The organism is Streptosporangium sp. NPDC000396, from assembly GCF_042898655.1.
GTDB lineage: Bacteria > Actinomycetota > Actinomycetes > Streptosporangiales > Streptosporangiaceae > Streptosporangium.
Window position 1 is genome coordinate 441,166 of sequence record NZ_JBIAZA010000004.1, and the last position, 18,486, is coordinate 459,651.

An 18,486-nucleotide genomic window follows, 5' to 3' on the forward strand; every position below is an offset into this window, starting at 1 on the left:
GGATTCGCCGGTGTGTTCTCGGACATGATAGTAAACCTAGCATTGCAAAGCTGGCTTTACTTATTTGCCCGTCTGTGGCCTCGGCCACCGCGCCTCCCCGGAGGGATGCCCCATGTGTTACGACGCCAACGCCCAGCCCCCGATCCACAGCGCGCCCGTCACCGCCGCCCACGGGACGGAGCTGATCCTCACATCCGCCGACGGTGCCCGGTTCGCCGCGTACGAAGCGCGGCCCGAGCGTCCTTCCGGGCTCGGCGTCGTCGTCCTGCCGGACAACCGGGGCCTGCGGCGCTTCTACCGGGATCTGGCTCTGAGGGTCGCCGAGCAGGGCCACGCCGCGATCACGCTGGACTACTTCGGTCGTAGCGCCGGAACCGACACCGCCGATCGCGACGACCCGGACTTCCCGTTCATGCGGCATCTGGCCCAGCTCACGCCGGACGGGCTGTACGGCGACATCATCGCGACCGCGGATCACCTGCGCTCCTCGTGCGGCGCGCTCGCCGCGCTCGGCTTCTGCCTGGGCGGTCGTCTGGCCTTCCAGACCGCCGACGCGCGCTTCGGGATGGCCGGAGTGATCGGCTTCTACGGCTGGCCCGGCCAGCTGGGCGACGCCCCGGGCCCGACCCAGCTCGCCCACCGGTTCACCGCGCCCATCCTGGGCATCTTCGGCGGTGCCGACGAGCACATCACCGCGCCGGTGGTCGAGGCGTTCGAAACCGCGCTCACCACGGCCGGCGTCGAGCACGAGATCGTCACCTACGACGGAGCCCCGCACAGCTTCTTCGACGTCACCCAGGAGGAACACGCCGAGGCCTCCGCCGACGCGTGGAAGCGCGTGCTGGCCTTCCTGCGACGGCGCGTTCCCACCCTCTGAGGCGGCGAGTGACTCAGGAGAGGGCCTGGGTCAGGTCGGCGATCAGGTCATCGGCGCTCTCGATCCCCACCGAGATGCGCACGAGGTCGGCCGGCACCTCCATGGGGGTTCCCTTGACAGACGCGTGCGTCATCCGGGCCGGGTGCTCGATGAGGGATTCCACCCCGCCAAGTGACTCGGCGAGGGTGAACAGCCGGGATCGGCTGCACACGTCGAGCGCCGCCTGCTCTCCGCCGTCGACGCGGAAGGAGATCATTCCGCCGAAACGGCGCATCTGCTTGCGGGCGATCTCGTGGCCCGGATGGCCGGGCAGCCCCGGATAGAGGACCTGGGTGACCCGAGGGTGGTCGGTGAGCATGTCCGCGATGCGCTCGGCGTTGTCGCAGTGCCGGTCCATCCGCACGCCCAGTGTCTTGATGCCGCGCATGGTCAGCCAGGCGTCGAAGGGACCGGCGACGGCCCCGACGGCGAACTGGTGGAAGTGGATGCGCTCGCCGAGTTCCTGGTCGCGGACGATCGCCGCTCCGCCGACGACGTCGGAATGGCCGCCGATGTATTTGGTGGTGGAATGCACGACGATGTCCGCGCCCAGCATCAGCGGCTGCTGCAGATAGGGGGAGGCGAAGGTGTTGTCGACCGCGAGCAGAGCGCCCGCCTCATGCGCGATCCCCGCCAGCGCCGCGATGTCGGTGATGCCGAGCATCGGGTTGGTCGGGGTCTCGCACCAGATGAGCCTGGTCTCGGGACGGATCGCCGCGCGTACGGCATCGGCGTCACCGAGAGGCACCGGAGTGCAGGTCAGCCCCCAGCGTGCCAGGACCTTGCGGAACAGGCGAAGGGTGCCGCCGTAGGCGTCGTCGGGGACGACGATGTGGTCGCCCGGGGCGCAGACGGCGCGGATCACGCAGTCCTCCGCGGCCAGCCCGCTGGCGAAGGCGCTCGCGTGGGCACCCGCCTCGATGGCGGCGAGACACTCTTCGAGGGCGGTCCGGGTGGGGTTGGCGGCACGACTGTACTCGTAGCCGCCGCGTAGCTTCCCCACGCCATCCTGCTTGTAGGTGGAGGTCTGGTGAATGGGCGGGACCACCGCCCCGGTGACCGGGTCGGGCTCCTGACCGGCGTGGATGGCGAGTGTTTCAAAACCGTGGGGCTGCGACATGCCCGCAGTTTGCCCCGCCCGAACCTAAACGGTCCAGTTCGGAATTCTTCTCTGTCTTATAGAACGGCTTATGTGTGCGGCTGAGGTTTTCTCGGGGTCCGGCGGCGATGACGCGACTGATCCGACGCGCTCCGCAACGCCTCCAGCAGCAGCCCGACGACCGGGATCTCCTGGTGACCCGGCAGCGTGTAGGCCGACACCCGCCGGTGGGCCGCGGGGTTCAGGGGACGGCCGGCCACCTTGGGGTGCCGCATGAACGACAGCACCAGTTCGGGCATGAGCGAGACGCCGAACCCGGCGGCCACCAGGCCCTGGACCGCGAGATTGTCGTCCGTGGTGAAGGCGATGTCCGGCTCGAAGCCCGCCTCCGCGCAGGTCTTCACGAAGTGGCCGCGGCAGCGCACGCATCCGGCGATCCACCGCTCGTCCGCCAGCTGCCTCAGCTCCACCGACCTGCGCCGCGCGAGAGGATGTCCCGCGGGCATCAGGACGACCAGCGGGTCGTCCAGCAGGGGGATCTCCAGCACCTCCTCCGCCGGTTGCTCGGGGGCGTCGCCGTAGGAGAAGGCGAGCGCGATGTCGCAGTCGCCACGGCAGAGCGCTTCGAGCGAGAGGGGCGGCTCCTGCTCCGTCAGCTCGATCCGGATGCCGGGATGGTCTTTCGTGATCAGGGATGCCGCCGCGGGCACCAGGGTCGCGCTCGCGCTCGGGAACGCGCAGATCCGTACGCGCCCGGCCTTCAGCCGCTTGATCGCCGTCATCTGCTTCTGCGCGGCCGAGATGGATCCGAGGATGCCCGACGCGTGGCGCGCCAGGACCTCTCCGGCGTCCGTGAGCCGCAGCCCTCGGCCTACGCGGACGAACAACGGAGTGCCGACGGCCCGTTCGAGCGCCTTCATCTGCTGGCTGATCGCGGGTGGCGTGTAGCCGAGACTTCTGGCCGCCGCCGAGTAGGAACCCGTGTGCACGACCTCGGCGAACACTCTGACCTGGCGCGAGTCGAACATACGGGAAGGGTAAGCGATCCTTTAAGAGGTGCAAAGAAACTGGTTTCTGTCTTTCGTCAGGCCCCCGGGCCGGCGTTCACCCTCGCTGGGAGGCGGGTGCCTTGGCCGTTCCGTCGCAGGCTGTAGCCCCTCCGGCCGGGCGACCGCTCACGCCGTGCCGTCGACGACGTCGCGAAGGCGGTCGAGCAGAGCCGCCTTGGTGAAGGGCTTGGGGAGGAAGGCGGTGCGGGCCGGCAGGTCGACCCCACCCGCCAGCGAGCCGGACATGAGCAGGACAGGCATGGTCGGGCGTTTCCGCCTGATGAGACCGGCGAGTTCCAGTCCCGACATTCCGGGCATGACGACGTCTGTGAGCAGCGCGTCGATCCGGGTGCCGACGGCATCGGCGATCCGGAGTGCCTCGGCGGGAGAGGCGGCCTCGATCACCTGGTAGTCGGACTGGGACAGCATCCGCCTGACAAGGCTCCGGACGTCGTCGTTGTCCTCGACCACGAGCACGATCCCGTTTCCGCCTCGCGGCAGGGACGTGATCGGGTGCACCACGGCGGGTACGGCCTGCCCGGCGGCCGGTAGGTCGATCCGGATGGTGGTGCCCGATCCCGGCTGGGAGGCGAGGGTGGTCCTGCCCCCGGCGTCCTTGACCGTGCCGTAGACGGTGGACAGGCCGAGCCCGGTGCCCTGGCCGCGTTCCTTGGTGGTGAAGAAGGGCTCGAAGGCGCGTTTCGCCACTTCGGGAGGCATGCCGCAGCCCGTGTCGGAGATGCTGAGGCGCACGCTGAGGTCGCTTCCGGCGCCGGTGCCCGGAATGTTCACCCTGGTTGTCTCGATGGTCAGCCGGCCGCCCTGGGGCATGGCGGTCCGTGAGTTGATCAGCACGTTGAGGAGTATCTGCTCCAGCTTGCTGCGGTCGATCCTGACGGAGGGAAGGGCGGGGTCGAGCAGGATGACGAACTCGATGTCCTCACCCAGGGTGGGACGCAGCAGCTGTTCCGTCTCCTCGACCACGGCGTTGAGGTCGAGCACCTGCGGCTGGGACGGCTCAAGCCTGCTGAAGATCAACAGCTGGCGCGTGAGCGCCCCGGCGCGTTCCGCCGCCTGCTGGATGCTCTCCAGATCGGCTCGGCCGGGTGCGTCTTCCGGCAGGGTGTCGAGAGCCATCTCGGTGTGGCCGAGAATGACCGCGAGCAGGTTGTTGAAGTCATGCGCGACTCCGCCGGCGAGCTGGCCCAGGGATTCCAGCCGTTCCACCTGGCGCAGCTGCTGTTCGAGGCGCTCGCGCTCCTGCTGGCCGTTCATCTGGGCGGTGACGTCGCGGAGAATGCCCTCGACCGCGAGCAGTCCTCCTTGTTCGTCATAGATGCCGACCGCCCGCTGCTCGGTCCAGATGACCGTTCCGTCCGGCCGCCGCCAGCGGACCACCAGCGGCTCGCGGCTGGGCGATCGCCACGACTCTTCCAGTCTGTGGCGGTCGTCGGGGTCGACGACGGAGAACACGCGGCTGGGATCGCCACCCAGCTCACGGGGGTGGTATCCGAGGATGACGGCCGTGGCGGGGCTGAAGTACTCGACCTCCGCCTGCGGGACAACCCGGTAGCGGAAGATGATGTCAGGGGCGTTCTCGGCGAACAGTCGGAAACGTTGCTCGCTCTCCCGCAGCGCGGCTTGGGCCTGCCGCCGCTGGTGCCGGCCCTCCGCCTCCCGAAGCTCCCGCTGCACCACGGGGGTAAGCCGGGTCAGATGGTCCTTGCGGACGAAGTCATGAGCGCCGACCCGCATGAGCGCCGCCGCGCGTTCGTCGCCGATCTGCCCGGAGACCAGGATGAACGGTATGTCCAGCCCGGTGTCGTGAAGCAGCCGCAGCGCGTCTTCGGCCGTGAAGGCGGGCATCCTGTAGTCGGAGATCACGACGTCCGGCGGGTGCAGGCGCAGTGCCGTCGCCGCCGCTTCGGCGGTCTCCACCCGCTCGTAGGTCACGTCAAGGCCGTCACGCCGCAGCCGGGTGACGATCAGCACCGCGTCATCGTCGTTGTCCTCGCAGAGGAGGAGGTGAATTGGGGCGGTCATGGCGCGGTCGTCCCGGAGCTCGTAGAACGTGAGATGGCGGTTTCGGTCTCTGAGGCCACCCGGTGGTGGGCCTCGGGCGATCGTGATGTCACTCACGGTATGAAAACGGATACCTTGAGTAAGGTCTATCAGAGCAGGTGCCACCGTGCCCAGCAAGCCGTACGCGATGTGCGGTCGCGCGGCGCGCGAGCGTGACGACGGAACGGGTCGCCGCCCCGGCGAAGGAAGGACGGCTTGCCGTGACGGGAGGCGTCACCCGGGCGCGAGGCCGCCACCCGGGTGCCGCGGTTCCCGGGGAGCCCTCGCTCGCGGCTTCGTCTCGGTGGTGGGGAGCGGCTCGTTGACCCGGAGCCAGTACGCACCGAGCACACGTATGGTTTCGAGGAACTCGCGATAGGCGACCGACTTGCGGACGAAGCTGTTGGCTCCCAGCCGGTAGCTCTCGATGACGTCGCGTTCTTCCCTCGATGTGGTGAGCATGATCACCGGAAGACAGCGGGTGCGCTCGTCTTCCCGGATTCGCCGGAGCAGCTCAAGCCCGTTGATCTTGGGAAGATGTATGTCCATGAGGATGATCGCAGGGTGCAGCGCGTTCGTGCCGTCCTCGGGCAGCAGGCAGGCGAGGCAGGAGTCACCGTCCGGCACCACGATGATCTCGTTGCCGATGCCGTTCTTCGCGAACGCCCGCAGGGTGAGGGTCACGTCATCGGGATTGTCCTCGACCAGCAGGATCGGAGCGTCTCTCACCGCGGATCCTCCGGACTGGGGGTCAAGGTGAAAAAGAAGGTGGCGCCACGGTTCGGCTCACCGTCGGCCCAGGCGCGTCCGCCGTGCCGGTTGACGATGCGCGCCACGATCGCGAGACCGACGCCGCTGCCTTCGAAGTCGGTGACGGAATGGAGACGCTGGAACGGGACGAACAGCTTGTCCGCGTGAGCCATGTCGAAACCGGCACCGTTGTCCCGCACGAAGAAGGTCTCGGCTCCGTCCTGCTCGATCGAGCCGACGTCGATGCGCCCGTCCGCGCGCTTCCTGGTGAACTTCCAGGCGTTGGAGAGCAGGTTCTCCAGCACGAGCCGGAGCAGGTCGGGGTCGCCCAGGCAGGTGAGCCCGTCCTTGACGCCGACGTCGATCTCCCGTTCCGGGTCGGTGCGTTTGAGCTCGGCGACGATCTGGCGAGTCAGCGCGCTCAGGTCGACCGGTTGACGGCTCAGCTCGGCTCGGGTCGCGCGGGACAGGTGGAGCAGGTCTTCGATGAGCCCTTCCATGCGCTGTGTCGCCGCCTGGATCCGGCGGAGGTATTCCCGGCCGGTCGCGTCGATCCGGTCGCCGTAGTCCTCCGACAGCATCTGGCTGAACCCGTCGAGGGCGCGCAGCGGAGCCCTGAGATCATGCGAGACCGAATACGCGAACGCGTCGAGTTCGCGGGTCGAGGCTTCGAGCTCGGCGGTCCGCTCGCGAACCCGGAGCTCCAGTTCGGTGTTGAGCCGGCGTACCTGCTCCTCGGCGCGCTTGAGGTCCGTGATGTCGGTGGAGATGCCGCAGATCGAGCTCGATCTGCCATTTTTGCCGCCAATGGGATACTTCACGGTGACATACGAATGCGGCCCGTCCGGCTGCGGCGCGATCTCCTCCATCATGATCGGAGAGCCTTGCGCCAACGCTCTGAGATCGTTGGCTCGGAACTCATCGGCGATCTCCTTGGGGAACAGATCGTGATCGGTCAAACCCACGAGATCCTCCCGTCTGACGTTGAAGAGTCGCTCGTACTCGCGGTTCACCAGCAGATAGCGACCCTCGTGGTCTCTCATGTAGATCACGGCGGATGTGCCGTCGATCACCTCGAGCAGTTGGTCGCGGTCCTCACGCATCTGACGTTCGGCCTGCTCGGCCTGGGCGCGGGCCATGCCGCGACGCACCATCTCGCGCCCGGTCAGCAACGCGGTCCCGCCGAGCACGGCGACGTTCGCGAGCAGGTACGTGAGGACGACGTCGTTACCGTGGAGCCATCCCGCGACCAGATCCGCGACACCGACGGTCAGCGTTATCGCGACGACCCGCCGCGGGAAGCGACGGCCCGCCGGTGGTGGGCTCTCCGGCGCCGGGAGGTCTCCCGGGGCGGCGCGGCGGGCCGGCTCGCCGTGGCCCGCCGGGCCGCGCGCGGTCAAGGCGCGGCCCGGACGTCATCACGGCCGGTCAGTCCCACCATCGTCCCCCCGTCGGTCATGCTGGTGAGCACCACTGAGCTCATGCGTGGTGCGTCACGAACCTGACCGTCGCGGGGGGATTCGAAGTGCCGGCCGGCCTTGGTACGGCGGAAGCCAGGCGTGTGACGTCTCCAGCGTACAGATGTCCGACGCGACGCAGCGGATGATGCTGGCGTGCCCTGGCCAGCCGTACGAGCAACGGTTCGTCCATGCCCGTCGTGCCTTTGCGGTTCGATACCAGGAGCCGGTCCCCGACGCCGGCGTCGTCTCTGCCGCGTTGCGGTTTGAACAGGTACTTCTCCGCGAGCATGAGGTGTACGGCCCCCACCTTCGCGTTGGCGGCGAGCAGCAGGCACCACGCGCCGAGTATCGAATGGCGGTGCAGGGTCGCGAGCATCTGATCGCCCGGCATCGTCTCCAAGGTGACGTCGTCGAGTCCCAGCGACGTCAACAGGACCGTCGTCAGCGACGGACGTTCCATGTGCTCCGCCAGAATCCTGCGCTCGTCTTCGAGCAGTGCCGGGAAGACCTGCTTCACGTGCAGGTCGTAGTCGGGGAAGGCGATGCCGAGGAGGAAGTCGCGGCGCAGGAACTCGGGATCCTGGGCACCGCTGGGCGGCAGGTCGCCGGTCTCCCAGTGCACGGCGAACTGGCGGAAGACATCCATGAAGTGCTCGGTGCTCAGGCCGCCCTGTCCAGGCGGAAGCCGGACGAAATCCCGGTTGAGCCGGTACAGCGCCGTCAGCAGCAGCGCAGCCGATCGTGCCCGCTGCTCGGCTTCGGCGGACAGGATGTCCACCGTGCCGGCCGAGATCGGTTCGAGGATGTCGTTGGCGGCCAGTTCGAGGGCCTCTGACTTCTTCAGCAGCTCGAAGAACGAGACTTCACCCGGGTCGGCGGTGTAGGTCCTGATCCGTGCGTCGTCGAAGGCTCCAGGCATGACGGCGACGACCTGGTCACCCAGGCGGACTTCGGTCGTTGGCACGTTCCAGCGGACCAGTGAGGCATAGGAGTCCCGGCCGCAGTGCCCGGTTCCGGTCCTGTCCACGAGCCTGGCGAAGTATTCGAGGAACGGGATCTCGCCGGGTCCGACGTGCAGCGACGCGAACGCCTCGCGCGGTCTCGCCTTACGTGAGAGATCCTCCTCCTGGTAGTGCCGTGCGACGGAGGCGCCGGACAGCCCGAGAAGCGTCACGAGCCGCCGTGCCTCGCCGGGCGTGAAGGCCTCGGGAACCGGAAGGCCGGCCAGTGCGGACCGGGCGAATTCCGTGGCCAGGGCGGAGGGGCGCTCCCCGCCGGACAGGATGGCGCGATTCAATCGCGGTAATTCGGTTAGCGCCCATTGGTTCAGTCGTTCCAGCATCATTGGAACCTCCTCGGCTGGATCGAGGTGAAATATGGCGATAAGTCCGATAAGTCCGATTAGTGACTACGGTCGTGAGGCATTCGAGGAATGATCCGCTCTTGCCTGACTTCGCCTGTGTGTGCGGCATGCCGCTTGAGTACAAAGCTATGCCTTGTCGGCCCGAGATGGGCTGGTTACGGCAAGACCAAATAGCTTTTTTCGGAAATCATGATGTGTTTGACTTTATTTCTGAAGATTTGCGATGAAGGATAATATTGGTCATATCTTTCGCAATTTTAAGGGCAGCCTAATTAGGCAAATAAAGTCGACCGGAATTAGGTGTCCCATGAGTGTGAGGGGCGGGCGCCCTCAGGTATGCACCGGCTGCTTACCGGATACCGGGGCTGCTGCCGTCCTCCGTGCCGCGCGCGAAGCCTCGGGAGAGGCCGGCGGCGGGCCTATTGACCCCCGAACCTGTAGCCCACTCCGTGGACGGTGCGGACCCAGCGGCTGGATCGCGCGTCGTCGCCCAGTTTGCGGCGCAGGTTGGCGATGTGAACGTCGATCGCGTGGTCGTTTCCCGGCCAGTCCGTGTGCCATATCCGCCGCGTCAGCGTCTCCCGCTCCCATACGCGCCGCGGATTGGAGGCCAGTGCCACGAGCAGGTCGAACTCGGTGCGAGTCAGCGCCACCGGCCTGCCCGCCAGATGCACCTCGCGGCTCTCCTCGTCGATGACGAGGTCGCCGAACGTGATGATCTTCGGCTTGCCGTCGGTGCCCGGCTGCTCGGCCGTGCGTGGCCGCCGGAACATCGCCGCCACGCGTGCTCGCAACTCGCGGGGAGAGAAAGGCTTGGTCATGTAGTCGTCGGCGCCGACCTCCAGGCCGATCAGCCGGTCGGTCTCCTCCGCCCGTCCCGTCAGCATGATCACATACGCGGTGGTCATGCTCCGCAGCCGCCGGCACACCTCGATCCCGTCCATGTCCGGCAGCATGAGATCGAGCGTGACGAGGTCGGGCCGCACCTTGCCGACCAGATCGAGGCCCTGGGCCCCGGTCGCCGCCTCGGAGACGTCGAAGCCGGCCATCCGCAGGAGCTCGCACAGCATCCTGCGCACGTCCGCGGAGTCTTCGATGACCAGTGCTCCAGGCTGTTCCGCCACCGCTCTCACCTCTGGGTAAGGGAGCGATCGCCAGGCAGCCTCCCACGGTGGCGGATCACGCGCATGACCCTGACCCCGGCAATCCCATCCTCGTTTCAACCGTGATGTACCACGGCGCGGTATCGCGAAACCCGCGCGCGCACCGGCCACGCCGGCTGCTTTCGGGAATCGGCCCCGGCGCGTATGCGGCGGGAACGGGTCGCGGGTCTGCCGGCTTTCACCTCCCGAGCCGGTCGGCGCGTCTGGGAGGCTGTCGCCGAGGCGTCGATGACACCTTTTCCGCGAATGGCCGCGACGGCGGTGGCATGCCTTGGACTTATCGGCTGGAACATGCGACAGCCCATATCGCGGTCTTGTGGGCGAACGTGTTTTCCGTGCGTTTGAACAGTATGTGTTGAACGCCGGAGACGGGATCGCCCCGGGAATTCGAGGCATGGTCGCTGAACTTCCGTTTCCGAATATCGTCATTTCAGATCGGGAGCCTTTCGAATCCGGCACCCGGACGTGGCATCGGATCTCCCGGGACCACGTCCGCTCGCCTTCTGGTCGGTGTGAGGGACCACTGGCCGGACGCGCAGATCCGTGAAGTCCGCCGTGGCGTCCTCGGTGTAGATGCCGACTTGGCCCTTCCGGTAGGGATGTTCCAGATCACGCAGGTGGATCAGCCGGCAACCGTTCACGTCGGCCGTGATCGTGTCCGCCACCTGCCGGATCTCGATCGTGTGCCAGAGCCCGGCGTCGTAGGGCTGGTTCCCGGTGGCGAGGAAGCGCTGGCCGCCCGGGTAGCCGGGAGTCACCTTGCCGAGTTCCCACCCGTTCGGCTTGAGGATCAGGTAATAGAAATGGTGGTTGTCGGTGTAGTGCCAGACCATCCAGGCGACCTCCCACGGGTTGGGGGCAGGCAGGCGGAGCTGACGTGGGGTCCTGGCCCTGACACGGAGTTCGAGGTCGGAGTGGGTCGCGGTGGTGACGGCCAGTGCGGCGTGGGTCTCATCCGGGGTGTGCGCCGGCTTCGGCGACAGCCGCCACAACCACTCGCCGTCGCGCCGGCACGCGCTCGCCGTCCCGTAGCCGTCGAACTGCAGCAGCAGGCCGCCCCTGACCGTGCCCTGCCGCCAGGAGACGCAGGAGTCGGGTGGAGGCTTCGCCGCCGAGACGGCGAATGCGGAGGCCACGACGGCGAGGCCGGTCAGGGGGGCGAGGACCGCCCTTTCCAGGCCGCGCCGGAGAGCGGACACATGAGCCGGTGTCCTGCGGCATCGGCGGGGTGTCATGTCGGCCCCAGTGCCACGCCGGCTTCTCTGTCGGCAAGCCGTTCGGTCTTCAGCCAGCCGCGCCGTCCGATCACCGCGCGCCAGAGCCCCCACCAGCCCGCGACGAGCCACACCAGGCTGTACAGGATGAAAAGGTGGCCGTAGACCAGGCCGCCCGCCCACCGCAGATCACCGCTCACCCGCGCGTAGAGCGGGCCGAGCAGAAAGGCCGGTGCGAAGGTCAGCACATACCAGGACACGATCGGCAGCGGCTGGAACAGCTGCTCACGCGCGGTCTCCGAGAACGCGGCCCCGGTCAGCGACGCCAGCAGTGACATCGTCATGAACGAGGCGACGAAGATCAGTGAAGGGCTCAGGAGAACGTTCAGCAGATCGGCCGCGACCCGGCCGGACGCTCGGCTGACCACTGACGGCACGAGCCGCCAGGCCTGCAGATGTCCCTGGAACCAGCGCGAGCGCTGCCGCACGAGCTTGCGCAGGCTGACCAGTCCCTGCTGACGCACCGCCACGTGGGGGAGGCACTTGGTGCGCCAGCCGGACAGAACGAGCCGGACGCCGAGGTCGAGATCCTCGGTCAGGCTCTGGGACCACGGATTCTCGCCGAGGTCGAGCAGCGCGCTGAGCCTCATGAACTGCCCGTTTCCGCCGAGACCCGCGAAGCCCATCCGGCTGCGGGTGCGCTGGAAGACGTGGGCGTGGACGACGAACTCCATGTCCTGCAATCGCGCGAGGATATTTTGCGCCCGGTTCCCGATGCGCACCCCGATCTGCGCGGCGCCGATCCGTGGGTCGCCGAAGTAGGGGAGCACCGTGGCCAGGCTTTCCGGGCCGAGGCGGCCGTCGGCGTCCATCAGGCAGACGATGACCCGGTCAGCGGCGCGGTGCCCGGCCGCGCCGTCGCCCGGCATCCCCCTGTCCAGCAGGAAACGGATGGCGTGGTTGAGGGCCTCGCCCTTGCCGCGGCGGGCGTCCGGCAGCTCACGCCTGAGCAGGCGGACGCGCGGGCCGGCGAACCCGTCGACGACCTCCGCCGTGCCGTCGTCGGAACCGTCGTCGACCACGACGATCAGGCTGTCCAGGGGCGATACGGCGATCAATCGGCGAAGTGTCTCTCCGATGACCCGTTCCTCGTTCAGGCAGGGCACCACGAAGACGACGGCGAAATCCTCTCCGACGCCGGCGCGGCTGCCGGTGCCGGTGGCGATGGCCGTGGCGGGGTCGGGGCGGCCCGCGGACTCCAGATACATCCCGAGGGTGTAGGTGAAGACGACGAGTACGGCCGACATCGCGCACACGATCAGTACGGTGCTCATCGCCGTACCCAGCGTGCGCACAGTGTCAGGATGACGAGGAACAGCGCGTACAGCAGGAACAGCAGTCCGGCGACGGCGAGTGCGAGCCGCGCCACGCTGAACGCGATGCTTCCCATGTCCGCGGCCGGTCCGATCGGGGCAAGCGGAGCCGGTCCGAGCGCGGCGAGCGGGGTGAACCCGATGGCTGCGAGCGGGGTGGTGGTCGGAATCATTTCTCTGTCTCCTTCCCCTCGGGACTGTCGCGAACGGCACACGCTGAACGGCACACGCTGAACGGCGCGCATTGAACGGCGCATGCTGAACGGCACGCGTTTAAAGGGCGCAGGGGGACACGAAGCGGTAGCCCAGCGCCTGGATCCGGTCCACGGCTTCCTCCAGCTGCTTCGTGCCGAGGAACGGGTGGTAGAAGAAGCTCGCGACGTTGTCGCGCACCACGAGCTGGGCGCGTGCGTGCGCCACGATCGACTCGACGGAGCCCTCGCCCCGGCCGGTCGGCTGCGCCTGCACCATGCCGAGGTTCTCCGGCACTATGACGCTGCCGTAGACGTCGCGGATCAAATACGGTGCGAACTGTTCATACATATAGGGCGAGGCGGGTGACTGTCCTTTCCACGCGGGGGAGAAGTACGAACCGCGGTCGTACCGCGCGGCGAACCTGCGGGCGATGACGCGGTAGTTCTCCTGCGAGGCGGCGTAGTGCGGAGGCTCGAAGACGCGGGGCACGGGCAGGTGGGCCGCCCGCAGCTCGGCTGCCGCCGCGTCCAGGCGGCGGTCCATCCACGAGGCGGAGCCGCCCGGGATCGGCCCGTCGTAGACGAGCCCGCGGTGCGGGTCGAAGTGGGTACGGAAGAATTCGAAGTCCTGCCCGCTCTCCCCGTTGAGGGGATTGGCCGGGCCGTCGGACTGGTGCGTGTAGCCGTGCATGACCATCGTGCCGCCGTGCTCAAGCAGATACGTGAGCGCCCGCACCAGCTCGGGCCGGTCCTTCATCCGGATCTCCAGGCGGTCGGGGCCGTCCGGCAGCGGTCCGCGATAGACGGGGATGACCCCGAAACTGAACGGCACACCCTTGCGGAACAGCAACTCTCCGACCGCGCGCACGGCGTTGGGATCGGCCTGCGGTCCGATGTCCTCCAACCGGACCAACGCCCGATGTCGTGCCGGCGTCGTGGGGGCGAGCAGATCGAACAACAGGTCGGCGGCGCCCAGATAGCGGTCGTCGTCCGCGGCGGAGTTCAACGGGACCTCAGCGACATAGGTCAGGTTCCCGGACCTGACCGCCCACGGCCACGTCCGCCCGTCACGGGCGACCACGGTCCCGAGCACCTTCACCCGCCGCCGGTCCAGCTCGGCGAACGTGCGCAGCGGCTCTTCGACCGGATCACGGCTCAGCAGCGTGTCCTTGTAACGGATGCCGCGGATCTCAGCCTGGCTGAGGTTCCCCCATCGCCAGCCGTACCGGGCCGCGAAGTCGTGCTGCGTGGTGAGCTGGTCGATGTTGCCGCCCATCCACAGGACCCGGCGGGAGCCTGCGAGAACGTCGGCGCGGAGGGCCGCGGGCAGCCTCTGGTAGGCCGAGGTGCCGAGATACACCAGCGCCCGGTGACGACGCAGCATGCCGGCGCGGTAGGCGCTCGTCCCCAGCACCCGGACCGGCCCGAAATGCGAGGCGAGGTTGGCGGCGAGGACCGAGTGCACCCTGGACATCGGCAGGCCGTCCACGTCGTCGGCGAGGATCAACGTGGTGGCGTGTTCGGGCCCCGTGGCGCCGACGGGCATCGCCGGGGCACCCACACCGCATCCCGGCCAGAGACGCGGCGCGGGCAGGGACACCGGCGCCTCATGAGTCATCGCTCCTAGATTCGCCCCGGCCACCACCACACCGCTTAGCACCAGGGCCGTCAGCCAGCGCAGTTCGCTGCGCCGCCGCCGGCCGGGAAGGCGGTCGCCGAAGGCGTCCGCGCGGCTGCTGAGAGGTTGCATGAGAGGGGCCCCTTCCACTGTGCCCGGCTGAGATCAGGCCGGGGCCGACAGGCCTGGGGGAACGCCGTTCTCCGTGCACCGGCCGAGCCACCTCGGACGGGAGGCGGAACGGCGCCGGTCGCGGCCCGAGGCCGAACAGGTGAGCCAGCGCGGCCAGCGCCCGATCGGTGGCCTGGCCGTCGCCGTATGGGTTGATCGCGTTCGCCATCCGGCGGTAGGCCTCCGGCGAGTGCAGCAGGGTGGTGACGCCGGCCACGATGCGGCTCTCCTCGGTGCCCACCAGGCACGCCGTCCCGGCCCGCACCGCCTCAGGCCGTTCCGTGGTGTCGCGCATCACCAGCACGGGCTTGCCGAGGCTCGGCGCTTCCTCCTGGATCCCGCCGCTGTCGGTGAGGACGAGATAGGAACGGCGGAGGAGCCGGGTGAAGTCGCCGTAGTGCAGCGGCTCGGTGACCGTGACGTTCGGATGGCCGGTCAGATGGGGGAGCAGCGTCTGCCGGACGATCGGGTTGGGATGGATCGGGAACACGATGTGCACGTCCCGCTCGCGGGCCGCCAGGCGGGAGAGCGCGCGGCCGATGCCGTCCATGCCGTCTCCCCAGGATTCCCGGCGGTGAGCGGTGACGACGATCACCCGCCTGCCGTCCTCCATGGCGAGCAACCGAGGGTCGTGGTAAGCGCCTCGGGCCTGGCTGCTCCACAGCAGCGCGTCGATCACGGTGTTGCCGGTGACGATGATCGAATCAGCAGGTACGGCCTCGTCGAGCAGGTTGCCGGCGTTGGCGGGCGTGGGCGCGAGGTGGAGGTTCGCGAGCTGAGTGGTCAGACTTCGGTTGGCCTCCTCGGGGAACGGGGAGAACAGGTCTCCGCTCCGCAGGCCGGCTTCGAGGTGCACGACCGGGACACGGTGGTAGAAGGCCGCGAGCGCGCCTGCCAGCGTGGTCGTGGTGTCGCCCTGGACGACGACCGCGTCGGGACGATGTCCCGACATCAGCGTGTCGAGCCCTGAGATCGCCCGGGTCGTCACCTCGGCGAGTGTCTGCCCGGGCCGCAGGAGGTCGAGGTCGAAGTCGGGTGTGATGCCGAAGACCTCGTTCACCTGGTCGAGTAACTGGCGATGCTGTGCCGTGACGACGACGACCGGCTCGAAGAGCGCCGAGTTCGCCAGTGCGATGATCAGCGGCGCGACCTTGATTGCCTCTGGTCTGGTGCCGTAGACGACCATGATGCGGCGCATGACTGCTCCCGTCCGTCATTCCGGGCCGTCTGGACCGGTCCGGCGTCCTTCGCGGCACCGGAATGACGGCGGAGCGATCACGCCGCGTGCCGCACGAGTCTCTGAAACGTCCATACGACGACACTCGGCGGCGGAAGTTCAGTAATCCTCAACGTCGCCTCAGTACCCCCTCAGCATTCCCGGAGCGCGCACGCCGCCTATCGATTTGATTACTTTCTTACAGATATGCACGGGTTGAGAAAGGATGTGCCGGGACATTCGGCCCTGGGCCGTGGTAGCTGATTGAAGTCGATTTCGCGGGAGGGCGAGTGGAAACGGTTCCTGGATTGATGCGCGCACGAGGGGCCGGCGCGGCGACGGTGACACCGTTCGAGTTGTTCTTCGACCTGGTGTACGTGTTCGCCGTGACGCAGCTGTCGCACCACCTGCTGGACGAGCTGACCGTCATCGGCGCGGCCAAGACGTTGCTGTTGCTGCTGGCGGTGTGGTGGGCGTGGAACTACACCAGCTGGATGACCAACTGGTTCGATCCGGCGCATCCCCGGATCCGCCTGGTGCTGGCGGCCGTCATGCTGGCCAGCCTGGTCATGTCGGCGTTCCTGCCCGAGGCCTTCGGCGAGCGGGCCGTGTGGTTCGCCGGTGCCTATGTGGCGATCCAGGTCGGCCGCACGATGAGTCTTGTCGTCTTGTCGAGGGGCACGGCTCTGCGGCTCACGTTTTCGAGGATCCTGCTGTGGCATGTCGTCACGGGCGTGCTGTGGTTGTACGGTGCCGTCGCCGGAGGCGCCGTGCAGACGGGGTTGTGGGTGCTGGCGATCATCCTGGAGTACCTCGCGCCGTGGCACGGTTATCGGATGCCGGGGCTGGGGCGGGCCCACACGTCGGAGTGGACGATCGAGGGTGCCCACATGGCCGAGCGCTGCCAGCTGTTCATGATCATCGCGCTGGGCGAGTCGATCCTGATGACCGGTGCGACGCTCGGCAAGCTCGGCCCGTCGCCGGCCGCGGTGGCGGCGTTCGCCGTCGCGTTCGTGGCCGCGGTCGGGATGTGGTGGATCTACTTCGACCGGACCGCCGAGGCCGCCGCGGAGGAGATCGCGGCCTCCGACGACCCCGGACGGCTGGGACGGTCGGCGTACGCCGTCAACCACATCCCGATGGTGGCCGGCATCATCGTGACCGCCGTCGGCAACGAGCTCGTCATCGCCCATCCCGCGGGTCACACCGAACCGGCCGTCACCGCGGTCATCCTCGGTGGGGCGGGACTCTACCTGGTGGGCCACGCGCTGTTCACGCGCACCGTGTTCCGGCGGGTTCCCTGGACACGGCTGGCCGCCGTCGCGGCACTGGTCGCCCTGGTGCCGGTCTCCTTGATCGTCAGCCCGCTGGTTCTGAGCACGGCGACCGCGCTGGTTCTCCTGGGCCTGGCGGTGGCCGACGCCCGCATCCGGCGCGACACCACCATCCCGGCCTAGCACGTGATCGGGACCGGCCGTCGCTCGATTGTCGGTGCCCCGCTCTATTGTCGTGGTGATCGTGGATTGTGGTGAGGTGTCGAGATCTCCAGGTTCCACGATCGGGCCGGTGCTTTCGCGACGCATTGGTAGTACGCGCTGTCAGGAAATTTCAGGTGACTTACGGAAGGCCAATATCCATGGACAACCAACTGACGCTGATGGCCGTCCACGCTCATCCCGACGACGAGGTGCTCAGCACGGGCGGCATCTTCGCCAGGTGCGCCGACGAGGGCATCCGCACCGTCCTGGTCACCTGCACCAACGGTGAGCAGGGCGACGGCCCCAAGGGGGTGAAGCCGGGGGAGCCGGGCCACGACGAGGCGGCGGTGAGCGCGCTGCGGCTGGAGGAGCTCCGCGAGTCCGTGACCCACCTGGGGATCGAGCACGTGGAACTGCTCGGTTACCGCGACTCCGGCATGGTCGGCTGGGCTGCCAACGAGGCGCCGGACGCCTTCGCCAACATTCCCGTAGAGGAGGCAGCCGGGCGGCTCGCCGCGCTGATGGAGCGTTACCGGCCGCAGGTCGTCGTCACCTACGACGAGAACGGCGGGTACGGCCACCCCGACCACATCCAGGCCCACCGGATCGCCGTCGCCGCGGCAGAGATGAGCGGCATCCCCAGCAAGTTCTACTACACCGCGGTGCCTCGGGAGCGGGTCGCCGAGCTGTTCGACTATCTCCGCTCGACCGGCGCCGCCCCCGAGGACCTGGAGCTCCCCGAGGACTTCGGCGTGCCGGAGGAGCAGATCACCACCGTGGTCGACGTGGCACCCTACGCGGAGCGCAAGCGCAAGGCGCTGGAGGCGCACGCCAGCCAGAGTGAGAGCATCTTCCTGCTGCACATGCCCGCCGAGGCCCAGCAGCGGGTGTTCGGCCAGGAGGCCTTCATCCTCCACTCCAGCCGCGTCCCCGCCGCCGACCGCGAAGACCACCTCTTCGACGGCCTGCGGTAGCCGTACGCGATCTTTGTGCCGGGTCCGTCCTTGCGGCGGAGCGGGCGATCGAGAGTTCCGCTTGCCGACATGACCTGACATATACCTGGGCAGCCTGGGCTATCTGAAAGATCGGGCCCCCTCCACGCCGTGGAGGGGGCCCGATCTTTTTCCGGCCTCACCGTGGTATCGCAGCAGGGCCACGACGTCGTCGCCGTCCTCCGGCGTGGGCGCGGACGGCAAGCCGTCAACGACGATCCGTCCGGGGACCCGGTGGAATCGGCCCTCCGATATGAGCCGCAGTCGTCACCCGAATGGGCCGGAATGACCGGCCTGATCGCAGGGGAAAATGCGGACGTCAGGACGGGTGACCCGTACGTAGGCCGGCTACGTGATTCCGCCGTAGGC

15 protein-coding genes are annotated in these 18,486 nt (G+C 68.1%); 3 read left to right on the plus strand and 12 right to left on the minus strand.

Annotated features, from left to right (window positions below):
- The first annotated feature begins 112 nt into the window (after positions 1-112).
- A complete protein-coding gene (locus ACFY2X_RS09195; RefSeq protein WP_389934694.1) occupies positions 113-877 on the plus strand; it encodes a dienelactone hydrolase family protein in 765 nt (254 codons plus the stop codon).
- Between the two features lie 13 nt (positions 878-890).
- On the opposite strand, the gene ACFY2X_RS09200 is transcribed toward ACFY2X_RS09195, so the two are convergent.
- The 12 genes from ACFY2X_RS09200 to wecB all read right to left on the minus strand — a co-directional run bounded on the left by ACFY2X_RS09200 (position 891) and on the right by wecB (position 15,629).
- Positions 891-2,036 carry a cystathionine gamma-synthase gene (locus tag ACFY2X_RS09200; protein ID WP_389934697.1) on the minus strand — a complete coding sequence of 382 codons (1,146 nt, stop codon included), beginning with the start codon at positions 2,034-2,036 and terminating at the stop codon, positions 891-893.
- A 68-nt stretch (positions 2,037-2,104) separates the two neighbouring features.
- A complete protein-coding gene (locus ACFY2X_RS09205; RefSeq protein WP_389934701.1) occupies positions 2,105-3,043 on the minus strand; it encodes a LysR family transcriptional regulator in 939 nt (312 codons plus the stop codon).
- 147 nt (positions 3,044-3,190) lie between these two features.
- On the minus strand, positions 3,191-5,107 hold the full coding sequence (locus ACFY2X_RS09210; RefSeq protein ID WP_389934704.1) for a response regulator: 1,917 nt from the start codon (positions 5,105-5,107) through the stop codon (positions 3,191-3,193).
- Between the two features lie 252 nt (positions 5,108-5,359).
- Positions 5,360-5,854, minus strand: a complete 495-nt coding sequence (locus ACFY2X_RS09215) for a response regulator (protein WP_389934707.1) — start codon at positions 5,852-5,854, stop codon at positions 5,360-5,362.
- Entirely contained in the window at positions 5,851-7,275 is a 1,425-nt protein-coding gene (locus ACFY2X_RS09220; RefSeq protein WP_389934710.1) for an ATP-binding protein, read from the minus strand. The genes ACFY2X_RS09215 and ACFY2X_RS09220 overlap by 4 nt, the downstream gene beginning before the upstream one ends.
- Before the next feature lie 79 nt (positions 7,276-7,354).
- Complete coding sequence (locus tag ACFY2X_RS09225; protein ID WP_389934713.1) at positions 7,355-8,632, minus strand: hypothetical protein; 1,278 nt, start codon at positions 8,630-8,632, stop codon at positions 7,355-7,357.
- A gap of 485 nt (positions 8,633-9,117) precedes the next feature.
- Positions 9,118-9,822 carry a response regulator transcription factor gene (locus ACFY2X_RS09230; RefSeq protein ID WP_389934716.1) on the minus strand — a complete coding sequence of 235 codons (705 nt, stop codon included), beginning with the start codon at positions 9,820-9,822 and terminating at the stop codon, positions 9,118-9,120.
- A gap of 464 nt (positions 9,823-10,286) precedes the next feature.
- Complete coding sequence (locus tag ACFY2X_RS09235) at positions 10,287-11,060, minus strand: family 16 glycoside hydrolase (protein ID WP_389934719.1); 774 nt, start codon at positions 11,058-11,060, stop codon at positions 10,287-10,289.
- 32 nt (positions 11,061-11,092) lie between these two features.
- Positions 11,093-12,430 (minus strand): glycosyltransferase, encoded by a 1,338-nt coding sequence (locus ACFY2X_RS09240; protein WP_389934721.1) that lies wholly within the window; start codon positions 12,428-12,430, stop codon positions 11,093-11,095.
- Positions 12,406-12,621, minus strand: coding sequence for a hypothetical protein (locus ACFY2X_RS09245; protein WP_389934723.1), 216 nt, complete (start codon positions 12,619-12,621; stop codon positions 12,406-12,408). The genes ACFY2X_RS09240 and ACFY2X_RS09245 overlap by 25 nt, the downstream gene beginning before the upstream one ends.
- Before the next feature lie 100 nt (positions 12,622-12,721).
- Positions 12,722-14,260 (minus strand): DUF2334 domain-containing protein, encoded by a 1,539-nt coding sequence (locus tag ACFY2X_RS09250; RefSeq protein WP_389934726.1) that lies wholly within the window; start codon positions 14,258-14,260, stop codon positions 12,722-12,724.
- A complete protein-coding gene (gene wecB, locus ACFY2X_RS09255; RefSeq protein WP_389934728.1) occupies positions 14,250-15,629 on the minus strand; it encodes a non-hydrolyzing UDP-N-acetylglucosamine 2-epimerase in 1,380 nt (459 codons plus the stop codon). Before wecB ends, ACFY2X_RS09250 begins: the two co-directional genes overlap by 11 nt.
- Before the next feature lie 329 nt (positions 15,630-15,958).
- Here wecB and ACFY2X_RS09260 point away from each other — a divergent pair, with 329 nt between their 5' ends.
- Positions 15,959-17,104 (plus strand): low temperature requirement protein A, encoded by a 1,146-nt coding sequence (locus tag ACFY2X_RS09260; protein ID WP_389934731.1) that lies wholly within the window; start codon positions 15,959-15,961, stop codon positions 17,102-17,104.
- Positions 17,105-17,283: 179 nt separating this feature from the next.
- Positions 17,284-18,099: a PIG-L family deacetylase gene (locus ACFY2X_RS09265; protein ID WP_389934734.1), complete on the plus strand. Its 816-nt coding sequence runs from the start codon at positions 17,284-17,286 to the stop codon at positions 18,097-18,099.
- The last annotated feature ends 387 nt before the right edge of the window (positions 18,100-18,486 follow it).

Excerpts from the sequence above, each read along its gene's own strand:
- ACFY2X_RS09265 (WP_389934734.1), top strand. The coding sequence starts at position 17,284 with ATGGACAACCAACTGACGCTGATGGCCGTCCACGCTCATCCCGACGAC.
- ACFY2X_RS09210 (WP_389934704.1), bottom strand. The coding sequence starts at position 5,107 with ATGACCGCCCCAATTCACCTCCTCCTCTGCGAGGACAACGACGATGAC.
- wecB (WP_389934728.1), bottom strand. The coding sequence starts at position 15,629 with ATGCGCCGCATCATGGTCGTCTACGGCACCAGACCAGAGGCAATCAAG.
- ACFY2X_RS09195 (WP_389934694.1), top strand. The coding sequence starts at position 113 with ATGTGTTACGACGCCAACGCCCAGCCCCCGATCCACAGCGCGCCCGTC.
- ACFY2X_RS09245 (WP_389934723.1), bottom strand. The coding sequence starts at position 12,621 with ATGATTCCGACCACCACCCCGCTCGCAGCCATCGGGTTCACCCCGCTC.
- ACFY2X_RS09200 (WP_389934697.1), bottom strand. The coding sequence starts at position 2,036 with ATGTCGCAGCCCCACGGTTTTGAAACACTCGCCATCCACGCCGGTCAG.
- ACFY2X_RS09260 (WP_389934731.1), top strand. The coding sequence starts at position 15,959 with ATGCGCGCACGAGGGGCCGGCGCGGCGACGGTGACACCGTTCGAGTTG.
- ACFY2X_RS09250 (WP_389934726.1), bottom strand. The coding sequence starts at position 14,260 with ATGACTCATGAGGCGCCGGTGTCCCTGCCCGCGCCGCGTCTCTGGCCG.
- ACFY2X_RS09205 (WP_389934701.1), bottom strand. The coding sequence starts at position 3,043 with ATGTTCGACTCGCGCCAGGTCAGAGTGTTCGCCGAGGTCGTGCACACG.